10 protein-coding genes are annotated in these 10771 nt (G+C 67.7%); all 10 read right to left on the reverse strand.

The window, feature by feature from the left end:
* Window positions 1-317: 317 nt before the first annotated feature.
* Window positions 318-746, reverse strand: a complete 429-nt coding sequence (locus A5789_RS32690) for a DUF4189 domain-containing protein (protein ID WP_193615577.1) — start codon at window positions 744-746, stop codon at window positions 318-320.
* Between the two features lie 252 nt (window positions 747-998).
* Window positions 999-2624, reverse strand: a complete 1626-nt coding sequence (gene groL / locus A5789_RS32695) for a chaperonin GroEL (protein ID WP_036506233.1) — start codon at window positions 2622-2624, stop codon at window positions 999-1001.
* 273 nt (window positions 2625-2897) lie between these two features.
* On the reverse strand, window positions 2898-3191 hold the full coding sequence (locus A5789_RS32700) for a hypothetical protein (RefSeq protein WP_030516558.1): 294 nt from the start codon (window positions 3189-3191) through the stop codon (window positions 2898-2900).
* A 228-nt stretch (window positions 3192-3419) separates the two neighbouring features.
* Complete coding sequence (locus tag A5789_RS32705) at window positions 3420-4214, reverse strand: Clp protease N-terminal domain-containing protein (protein ID WP_082941115.1); 795 nt, start codon at window positions 4212-4214, stop codon at window positions 3420-3422.
* Between the two features lie 54 nt (window positions 4215-4268).
* Window positions 4269-5363, reverse strand: coding sequence for an NAD(P)/FAD-dependent oxidoreductase (locus tag A5789_RS32710; protein ID WP_064903488.1), 1095 nt, complete (start codon window positions 5361-5363; stop codon window positions 4269-4271).
* 82 nt (window positions 5364-5445) lie between these two features.
* Window positions 5446-6351: an RNA polymerase sigma-70 factor gene (locus A5789_RS32715; protein ID WP_063015214.1), complete on the reverse strand. Its 906-nt coding sequence runs from the start codon at window positions 6349-6351 to the stop codon at window positions 5446-5448.
* Window positions 6352-6494: 143 nt separating this feature from the next.
* A complete protein-coding gene (locus A5789_RS32720) occupies window positions 6495-6923 on the reverse strand; it encodes a hypothetical protein (RefSeq protein ID WP_063015215.1) in 429 nt (142 codons plus the stop codon).
* Window positions 6924-7068: 145 nt separating this feature from the next.
* Window positions 7069-8556 (reverse strand): ATP-binding protein, encoded by a 1488-nt coding sequence (locus tag A5789_RS32725; protein ID WP_064903483.1) that lies wholly within the window; start codon window positions 8554-8556, stop codon window positions 7069-7071.
* A 9-nt stretch (window positions 8557-8565) separates the two neighbouring features.
* Window positions 8566-10239, reverse strand: coding sequence for an FAD-dependent oxidoreductase (locus A5789_RS32730; protein ID WP_063015217.1), 1674 nt, complete (start codon window positions 10237-10239; stop codon window positions 8566-8568).
* A gap of 64 nt (window positions 10240-10303) precedes the next feature.
* Window positions 10304-10504, reverse strand: coding sequence for a hypothetical protein (locus tag A5789_RS32735; protein ID WP_064903485.1), 201 nt, complete (start codon window positions 10502-10504; stop codon window positions 10304-10306).
* Window positions 10505-10771 lie beyond the last annotated feature (267 nt).

The following is a 10771-nucleotide window of genomic DNA, read 5'->3' on the forward strand; positions in this document are numbered from 1 at the left end:
TGATTGTCAGGCGCTCCTCGTCCGACCTCGTTGTCCCGGGCCTCTCGGCTCCGGGTCGGTGTCCGTGTCGCTCTGACCTGGAATAAGTTACGTGCCAACCGCATTCGAAGTCAAATCGCCTGGTCATCCGGCCTGACGACGCACATCGGATGCGCTCGCAACACCATCCACAACATCGGCGTCCGGCGAGAAATTCCGACCGTCGGCCGAAGCCCGCCCCGAAATGCCGGAAGCCGGCCCGCGGTGGGGGCGGGACCGGCTTCCGATCGCTATTCGCGATACGCGTCTCGGGGATACGCGACGATTTCGGCTGCGGGTCAGCCGTTGCAGCGCGACGCGCTGATGACGGCGGGACCCGAACCGTCCGAACTCAGGGTCGGCGGGCGATCCGGGCCCAGCGCCGCGATGGCGTTGCGCTCGGCCTCCTGCAGGGTGGCACCGGTTCCGACGGTATGAACGTCGTCACGCCTGGCGACCGCCCCGCATCCGTCGACGAAGCGAAGGATGGTCGCGCAACCGGGAGCCCCCTTCGACCCGCACACGTCCACCGCATCCCAGTCGGCCGTGTCCTGATCGGGCGCGTTGACGACACTTCCGATGTGCCAGCCGTCGTCCATTTCGTAGGAGATGGCGAACGCGCCGTACAGGTGGCCGTCCGGCCCCCGCTCCGCCGCCGCCGAACCGGTTCCCGCGACGACGAAGGCCGTCGCGGTGGTCGCGACGAATCCCAGGGCAAGCTTGCCCATCGACAACATGGTGTTTTTCCCCTATCGAAGGCTTCCGGATGAAGCCAACCGAAAAGAATGCGTTCCACAACCGGTGTTGTCCAGGCCGGGTGTCCCGAAAGCCCTTGCGAGACTGCAAGTTAGGGGAAATATGACCGATAACCGCTACATTCGACAGCCGACGCAGACGTTCGTACCGCCGAAACGCCGGTAGCCGGCCCGCCCGAAGGCGGACCGGCTACCGGTTCGAAAGGTGTTGCCGGAAGGCAGGACTCAGAAGTCCATGCCGCCCATGCCACCGGTCGGGTCGCCGACGGGAGCGGCGGCCTTCTCCGGCTTGTCGGCCACGACGGCCTCGGTGGTGAGGAACAGCGCGGCGATCGACGCGGCGTTCTGCAGCGCCGAACGGGTGACCTTGACCGGGTCGGCGACACCGGCGGCCAGCAGGTCCTCGTACTCGCCGGAGTCGGCGTTGAGGCCCTGGCCGGTCGGCAGGTTGGCGACCTTCTCGGCGACCACGCCGGGCTCGAGGCCGGCGTTGAAGGCGATCTGCTTCAGCGGCGCGGCCAGCGCCACCTTCACGATGTTCGCGCCGGTGGCCTCGTCACCGGTCAGCTTCAGGTCGTCCAGCGCCGGGCCGGCCTGCAGCAGCGCCACACCACCACCGGGGACGATGCCCTCTTCGACGGCGGCCTTGGCGTTGCGCACCGCGTCCTCGATGCGGTGCTTGCGCTCCTTGAGCTCCACCTCGGTGGCGGCGCCGGCCTTGATCACCGCAACACCGCCGGCCAGCTTGGCCAGGCGCTCCTGCAGCTTCTCGCGGTCGTAGTCCGAATCCGAGTTCTCGATCTCGGTGCGGATCTGGGCGACGCGACCCGCGATGGCGTCGGCATCACCGGCACCGTCGACGATGGTGGTCTCGTCCTTGGTCACCACGACCTTGCGGGCGGTGCCCAGCAGGTCGACGGTGGCCGTCTCCAGGTTCAGGCCGACCTCTTCGCTGATGACCTCGCCACCGGTGAGGATGGCGATGTCGGCCAGCTGCGCCTTGCGGCGGTCGCCGAAGCCCGGGGCCTTGACGGCGACGGACTTGAAGGTGCCGCGGATCTTGTTCACGACCAGGGTCGACAGGGCCTCGCCCTCGACGTCCTCGGCAATGATCAGCAGCGGCTTACCGGCCTGGATGACCTTCTCCAGCAGCGGCAGCAGGTCCTTGACGGTCGACACCTTGGAACCGACCAGCAGGATGTAGGGGTCCTCGAGGACCGCTTCCTGACGCTCGGCGTCGGTGACGAAGTAGCCCGAGATGTAGCCCTTGTCGAAGCGCATACCCTCGGTCAGCTCCAGCTGGAGGCCGAAGGTGTTGCTCTCCTCGACGGTGATGACGCCTTCCTTGCCGACCTTGTCCATGGCCTCGGCGATCAGCTCACCGATGGACGCGTCGCCGGCGGAGATGGCCGCGGTGGCAGCGATCTGCTCCTTGGTCTCGACCTCCTTGGCGGTGTCGAGCAGCTTGGCGGTGACGGCCTCGACGGCCTTCTCGATGCCGCGCTTCAGGCCCAGCGGGTTCGCACCGGCCGCGACGTTGCGCAGGCCCTCGCGCACCAGCGCCTGGGCGAGCACGGTAGCGGTGGTGGTGCCGTCACCGGCGACATCGTCGGTCTTCTTGGCGACCTCTTTGACCAGCTCGGCGCCGATCTTCTCGTAGGGGTCCTCCAGCTCGATCTCCTTGGCGATGGACACACCATCGTTGGTGATCGTGGGGGCGCCCCACTTCTTCTCCAGGACAACGTTGCGACCCTTGGGGCCCAGCGTCACCTTGACCGCGTCGGCGAGGCTGTTCAGTCCCCGCTCGAGACCGCGACGGGCCTCTTCGTCGTACGCAATTGTCTTGGCCATTGCGTTGAGATCCTCCACATGTATATGGGGCTGACACACAGAGCGACCGCAGGTTGGATCGCCCCATTACGCTGGCCAGGTACGGTGCCCGCGACGGACGACCGAGGGTGTCTGGGAACCCGGTCTCACCTGCCCGACCTAGCACTCACTGGTCGAGAGTGCCAGGACCTTTCTAGCACTCGACGGTACCGAGTGCAAGGTTACGGACCCGATGGCCGCACCGTTCGCAATCGGCGATATCGGCTGCACGGTGCGATATCCGGGCGGGCACGCTCACGTATCGTCGGTGACCCGCAGCGCCAGGGCGACGAAGGCGTCGGTGCGGCGCTCCTCCGGACTGCGCGGTTCGCCGCGTTCCACGGTCACCTGCTCGGCGTCGTGAAGCAGCAGTTCCGCCTCGATTCGCATGATCGCCCGGATGAACGGAGGCGCCACCTCGGGCGGCAGATCGCCGTTGACGATGTAGCTGCCGTCCGGGCCGTCCTCGGTTTCGACATAGGACAGCGCGCGCAGCAGGTCTGCGCGTAGTTCCCCCGCGATCAGGTCGGAATCCGATCCATCCGCCATAGCAATATCGTATCCGGACCACCGATCACCTCATCAGCCCCACAACTTCACAGCCGTATCGATGAGTGAGCGGGCACGGCGTGGCCACCGCGGAATCGGGCACGGACTCTGCGGATTCGGGAGGCGCATTCCGGGCCGCGGAACCGGCCGCGACGCGGCGAGTCGCGCCGGGCCGGATATCGCGACGACGGCCGCGCCGCGCCGGATCGGGACGCCGGCGAGCATCGATCAGGCACTCGGCGGGGCCGGCGGCTGCGGCGGAGCGGGTGGCGCGGGCGGAGCCGGCGCGGGCGGCGGCTGGGGTGCATCCACCGGATTCGGCGGCATGAACTGGGCGAGCTGGGCGACCAGATCGCGTTCGATATCAGTCTTGGTCAAGCCGAGTCCCGACAGCACGCCGCTGCCGTCCTCCTGCTCGAGCAGCGCGAGCAGGAGGTGTTCGGTGCCGATGTAGTTGTGGCCGAGCCGAAGCGCCTCGCGGAAGGTCAGCTCCAGCGTCTTGCGGGCGCTCGCGGTGTACGGGATGAGGGCGGGAACCTCGTCCACCGCCGCCGGCAGCGCCACTGTCGCCACCCGGCGCACCGCGTCCAGCGAGACTCCCTTGGCGACAATGGCGTGTGCGGCCAGCGCGCCCGGCTCACTGAGCAGTCCGAGCACCAGATGTTCGGGCTGGATCTCCGCGTTGCCCGCGCGCCGAGCCTCCTCCATGGAGGCCATCACCACATTGCGCGCGCGGGGCGTGAAGCGCGCGAACCCGGCATTCGGATCCATCGCGGGATCACCCGGTTTCGGCACGAAACGCTTCTGCGCGGCTTGTTTGGAGACGCCCATGCTCTGGCCGATATCGGTCCAGGAGGCGCCCGAGCGGCGGGCCTGGTCGACGAAGTGGCCGATCAGATGATCGGCCACCTCGCTCATATGTTCGGCGACCACGATGGCGTCGGACAGTTGTTCCAGGACGTCGTCGGGCCGGGCGCGTTTGATGCCTTCGATCAGATCGTCGAGGCGGATACGTTCGGTCATACGTCAACGCTAGGTTGACTGTCATATGTTAGTCAACCATTGGTTGACGACAATTCAGGGACGCGCCTGCATCGCCGCGCCGCGCACGATCATCTCCTTCACCACCGCGGCCGGACGACCGGTCAGGGCACGCGGCGTCGGGGCGTCGTCGGCGCGGACGAACTGCACGACCGCGTCGCGGCGCCCGAGACTGATGCACTGCAGGACGTAGCGGAAACGCAGATCGTCCGGCTCCGCGCCGCGCATCCGGGCGAGCGCCGACCGCGCGGCATGGGATCCGGTCGGCAGCGCCGTCGCACAGGCCATCCGCAGTTCGCGCCCGCCCGGTCCGGTGATCGCGGCGCAATCGCCCGCGGCGTAGATATGCGGGTCGGAGGTGCGCAGCGTGGCATCCACCAGGACGCGACCGCGCGCATCGACCGCCAGCCCGGCACGGGCGGCGAGGTCGCTGGTGGTGAAACCCGTTGTCCACAAAACCGTTTCGGCGTCGATGTGGCCACCGTCGGCGAGCCGCACGCCGTCCGCCGCGACCTCGACGACCTTGGCGCCCGCGTGCACCTCGACGCCGAGCCGCTCCAGGGTGGCGGCGATATGCCGCTGCGCGCGATCGGAGAGCCAATAGCCCGGCTGCTCCGAACTCACCAGCGCCACCGACAGTTCCGGATGTGATTCGGCGAGCTCGGCCGCGGTCTCGATGCCGGTCGCACCGCCGCCGACCACCGCGACACGACCACGCAGCGGTGGCAGCGCGACGATGTTCTCGAGTGTCGCGATCGGATGGGCGTGATCTCGCACGCCCGCAACGCTGTCGGTATCCGCGGCGCTGCCGAGGGTGTACACCAGCGTGTCGTAACCCAGCACCGAACCATCGGACATCGAAACCTCTTGTGCCGCAGTATCTATCGCGGTAACCCGGCCACGGACGAAATGGGCGCCCTTGCGTTCCAGCATGGTCCGCAGATCCTGGCGCGCGATCGTCTGCCCGGCGGCGAGCTGATGCAGCCGCACGCGCTCGACCATTTCCGCACGGCTGTCCACGACCGTGATCTGCGCGCCGCGGGATTTGCAGAGTCTGCCCGCCGCGGCCAGGCCGGCGTAGCCGGCGCCCAGCACGAGGATTCGGTGGGATGCGGTGTGATGTGCATTCATGGGTGACTCCTTTTCGAGGCCGACACCCTTCAGACCGGACAGCTCGCCGATCCCTGACAACGAGCTGCTGTGTTCCGCATCACTACCCGAGGCGATCGGCCTCCGCCGGCGCCGGGAAGCGACCGAAGTACGCGAGTTTGTCGGGATTCACCAGGATCCGGATCGCCGAGATCCGCTCACCGTCCACGTCGGCCGCGCCGATCAACAGCAGGTCACCGTGGACCCGGGCCACGGCGGCCGGTGCGCCGTTGACCTCCTCGATGCTCAGTTCGAGGTCCTCGACCTCGCGGTGGAACAGCCCGGCCAGATAGCGCGCCACCCGGGCCGCCCCGACCACGGGCCGGCGGGCCGCGCTCATCTTGCCGCCACCGTCGGCGACCGAGACGATATCGGCGGTGAACATCTGTTCCAGCGCAGCGATATCGCCGGCCCGGGCGGCCACGAGGAAGCGCTGGAACAGTTCCCGGGCGCGGGCGGGTTCGGCGTCGAACCGGGTGTGTTCGCTGCGGACGTGCATGCGGGCACGGCGGTAGAGCTGCTGCGAATTCGCCTCCGACAACTCGAGCATGTCGGCGATCTCGCGATGGGCGTAACCGAAGGCCTCGCGCAGCACGAAAACGGCGCGTTCGGCGGGCGACAACCGTTCCAGCAGCGTCAGCATCGCCAGCGAGACGAGTTCGCGCTGCTCCGCGGATTCCATCGGACCGAGCTCGCCCCCGCCGGTCGGCACCGGTTCCGGCAGCCAGGGGCCGACATAGGTTTCGCGGCGTGTGCGCGCCGACTCCAGCCAGCTCCGGCACAGATTCACCACGACCGTGGTCAGCCAGGCCTCGGCGGACCGAATGTCGGCGCGCTCGGTGGCCTCCCAGCGCAGATAGGTCTCCTGGACGGCGTCTTCGGCCTCGCTCGCCGAGCCGAGCATGCGATAGGCGAGTGCGAACAGGCGGGAACGATGGCGTTGGAATTCGGCCAGACCCGTATCGTCCATCCGCTCCGCCCTCCAGTGCCGGCCCGGTGATCGAGGGCGAGACTACTCGCCGTCGGCCCCAGGGTCGCGTTTCGGCCAGGTGATGTGGGACAGCCGGGCTCGCTGGTCGGCGGCGGCGGGCCCAGCACAGGCCGGGCCCGGAGCTATTCCGTGACCATCCCGATGGCGACCGCGACGGGCTTGTCGGCCTCACTCTTGGACAGGCACACCAGTTTCGCGGTCCCCAGCGCCACATTCGGGCTGCCGTCGAACTTCGAGCCGGGGTTCTCCGCCAAAATGCGGTCCATCAGGGACTTTTCACCCTCGATATCGAGTTTGCGGAACTCGCCGCAGGTGGTCTGCGAGGCCGGGCCCAGTCCCGAGTTCTCCGGATGCGCGGTGGTGCCGGGCGCCTCGGTGGGCGTCGCCGGCGCGGGGGCGGTGGACGAGGCGGGGGCCGAGGCCGAGGTCGCGACGGCCGAGCCGTTTCTGCGCAGGCCGTTGGCATCGCTGGACGCATGGTCGCCGCCGCAGCCGGTGAGGCCGATGGTCAGTGCGCCCAGCGCGACGGCCGTCACGGTCAGTCGTTTCATCTCGTGCGTAACCCCCGAGTGGTCCGGCAACGCCGAATCTCCTCCGGCGCGCGCCGGATGCCTCCGGCGCGGCTCGCAGCGTACCGGCCACATCGGCCGTTGAAAACCCCCGCCTCGCGGCGGGGACCGGATCGAATTGCCGCCCTTACGATTCGGCCCCGGCGGCGGCCGAACCGCGTCCGGAGACCGCCTCCAGCGGCAACCGCACGATGAATCGGGTGTCACCCGGCGTGGACTCCACCCGGATATCGCCGCCGTGTTTGTTCACCACGATGCGGAACGAGATGTCGAGGCCGAGTCCGGTGCCCTCACCGACCGGTTTCGTGGTGAAGAAGGGCTCGAAGATCCTGTCCCGCAACGCCTCCGGGACACCCGGCCCGGTATCGCCGATCTCCACTGCGGCACAGTCGCTTTCCCGATAGGTACGAACCGTCAGCGTGCCGGACCCGTTCATCGCCGCCACCGCGTTGTCGATGAGGTTGGTCCACACCTGGTTCAATTCCGCTGCGTAGCAAGGGACCTCGGGCAGCGCGCGGTCGTACTCCTTGACGACCGAGATGTCGTCGCCGATCTTGCGGGCCAGCATCACCAGCGTGCTGTCGAGCAGCTCGTGGATGTCGACCACCTGGAACGGAGCCCGGTCCATCTGCGAATACTGCTTGGCCGCATGGACGAGCGAGGAGATGCGCCCGGTCGAATCGGTGATCTCGTTCATCAGCAATTCGGTTTCGACGGTGTAGTTCAGCCAGCGGATCGCGCCCTCGAAGACTCCGTCGTCGCAGTGTTCGAGAGTGCCCGCGACCTTCTCCAGCCAGTCGATGTCGAAGCCGGCCTGAACGAAGTTCGGGGCCAAATCCCAGCCGTTGGCGATGCCGTGATCGGCGAGCCAGTCACCGAGTTCGTCCTCGCGGTCGGCGGCCTCCATCGCGGTGAGGGTCGGCGCCTTGGCCACCTGGGTGGCGGCCTCCTCCTGAAGCTGCACCAGCGCCTCGAGCGCGGCGGAGTCGAACTTGCCGTGCGCCATCATCTTCAGCTTGTGCCGCATCCCGGCGACCCGATCCCGCAGCGAGGAGGTGGCCCGCACCGCGGCCGCCGCGGGATTGTTCAGCTCGTGGGTGAGACCGGCCGACAGCGAGCCCAGCGCCAGCAGTCGTTCCCGCCGGCCGATGATCTCGTTGGTGTTGCGATTGCCGAAGAACACGCCCTCCAGCAGATGCAGGGCCATCGGGAACCATTCCCGCATCATCCGCGCGAAGGTGTCCGCGTCCAGGACGAAGAACTTCGACGGTTTCGTCACCGTCAGCGAGCCGGTGTAGTTCTGGTCGGCCCGCTCACCCATATACGCGGTCCACGCGCCGGCGTACGAGCCGCGGTGGTCGGTGCGGACGAGTTCGAGATCCTCGCCGGCCGACAGTTTCGACAGCACGACCTCGCCGTCCATCAGGACGTAGAAGCAGGTCGCGGGCTCGCCCTCGCGGTAGACCGGACCCGGCTCGAAGTATTCGACCCGGCCCTCCCGGCAGAGCCAGGCCAGCTGCTCGTCGTCGAGCTTCTCGAACAGGAACAGGGTGCGCAATTCCGCGGGATCGCACAGGGTCCGGGAGCCGGTGACCGTGCGGTTGTCGTCGCTCACGTGCGCCTCCTATTGTTTCGCGAGGTATCGGTGGACCAGCATGACCGCCATCGCACCCTCGCCGACAGCGGACGCGACCCGCTTCGCCGATTCGGAGCGCACATCGCCGGCGACGAAGACGCCCGGGATGCTGGTTTCGAGATGATGGGGCGGGCGGGGCAGTTCCCAGCCCGGCGGCCGGGAACCGTCGACCATCAGATCCGGTCCGGCCAGGACGTAGCCGGATTCGTCGCGGACGACGAGTCCGTCCAGCCAGTCCGTTTCGGGCGCCGCGCCGATGAACAGGAACAGCCGTTCGGCGTCGACCTTGTCCTCGGCGCCGGTCGCGTTGTTGCGCAACACGATTCGTTCCAGGTGATCGCTGCCGTCGGCGGCCACCACCTCGGTGTTGGTGTGCACCTTGATATTCGGCACGGCCTCGATCTGCTGGATCAGATAGTGCGACATCGACTGGTCCAGCGAACTGCCGCGCACCAGGATGTGCACCGTGCAGGCGTGCCGGGACAGGAAGACCGCGGCCTGGCCGGCCGAATTCGCCCCGCCGACGATGTAGACCTCGCGTTCGGCGCAGTCGGCCGCCTCGGTCATCGCCGAGCCGTAGTAGACGCCGCGGCCGGTGAAATCGTCGACGCCGGGCGCGGGGTGGTGCCGGTAGTTGACGCCGGTGGCGATGAGCACCGAGTGGGCGCTGACGCAGGAGCCGTCGGAGAAGAGCACCCGCCGCGCGGAACCGCACGCCTCCAGCCCGACCACCTCGCGGGCGGTGATGAGTTCGGCGCCGAATTTCACCGCCTGACGCCGCGCCCGATCGGCGAGCTGGGCGCCCGAAAGCCCGTCCGGGAAGCCCAGATAATTCTCGATCCGGGAGCTCTGCCCGGCCTGCCCGCCGGTGGCGGTCCGCTCGACCAGGACGGTGCGCAGCCCCTCGGAGGCGCCGTACACGGCCGCGCCGAGTCCGGCGGGGCCGCCGCCGACCACGATCAGGTCGTAGAACTCACCACTCGGATTTGTGCTCAGGCCGACGCAGCCGGCGAGTTCGCTGTCCGACGGGGACAGCAGCACATTGCCGCTCGGATCGATCACCACAGGGCACTGCTCGGCATCGGCGCCGGCGGCCTCGAGCAGGCGTTGCCCCTCGGGATCGTCGGCGAGGTACCACCGGTACGGCAGCTGATTGCGGGCCAGGAATTCCCGCACCTCGGAACTGCGCGCCGACCAGCGGTGCCCGATCACCTTCGTCTCGTGCACCGGGCGGCGGTCGTCACCGCGCCACGATTCCAGCAGCGCGTCGACCACCGGATACAGCTTCTCTTCCGGCGGGTCCCAAGGTTTGAGCAGATAGTGGTCGAGATCGACCACATTGATCGCGTCGATGGCGGCATTGGTGTCCGCATATGCGGTCAGCAGCACCCGGCGCGCATAAGGGTGCAGATCGATCGCGTTCTCCAGGAATTGGATGCCGTCCATACCCGGCATTCGATAATCGGCGATCAGCACCGCGACCGGCTGGCCGCGCAATTTGAGTTCGCGCAGGACGTCGAGTGCCGAGGCACCGGATTCCGCGCGCATGATGCGATAGTCGGCTCCGTATCGCCGCCGCAGGTCGCGCACGACGGCCCGGGAGACGCCGGGGTCGTCGTCGACACTGAGAATTACCGGTTTGACGGCAGCTGGTGAAGTCACATCGAAAAGTATGAGCGCCCCGGCGGCGAGTTGCCGAGGATGTTCGCTACGGGCACCACATCGATCACACCAGGCGGTGCTCGACGAGATCGAGTTCGCTCGGCGTCAGCAGCCGCTCGAGCCTTTCCTCCCGCTCGGCCAGATTGCGGCGCGATCGCCGGCCGTGATTGCGGAAGGGGACGACCACCGACGGCCCGGATTCCGAATCGGGAAGTAACGGAACCGATTCCGCCTGCCGACGATGGAGGATGGTTCGAATGTTCACGGCCGATCACCTCACAGGGACGTAGCAGCGTGTGCTCCGGTCGAATGCTTCGTTGCCTGCCGTAGTTGCCTATCCGCCATTGTGCGTCGTTTATTACGGCCGGCGAAACGGATCACATCAGAATGTGACCTAGCTGATCTTCAATGGAAAAGTGGTCTCCCTCACAGGGTCGCGGGTCCGGTTGCCACGTCTAGTACTCCAGCCGGACTTGGCGGTCATGGTGTGGGTTGGGATCGTCGCTGGTAGTGGCTGCGGCGGGCGCGGTAT

Source organism: Nocardia sp. 852002-51101_SCH5132738, from assembly GCF_001665695.1.
Lineage (GTDB): Bacteria > Actinomycetota > Actinomycetes > Mycobacteriales > Mycobacteriaceae > Nocardia > Nocardia nova.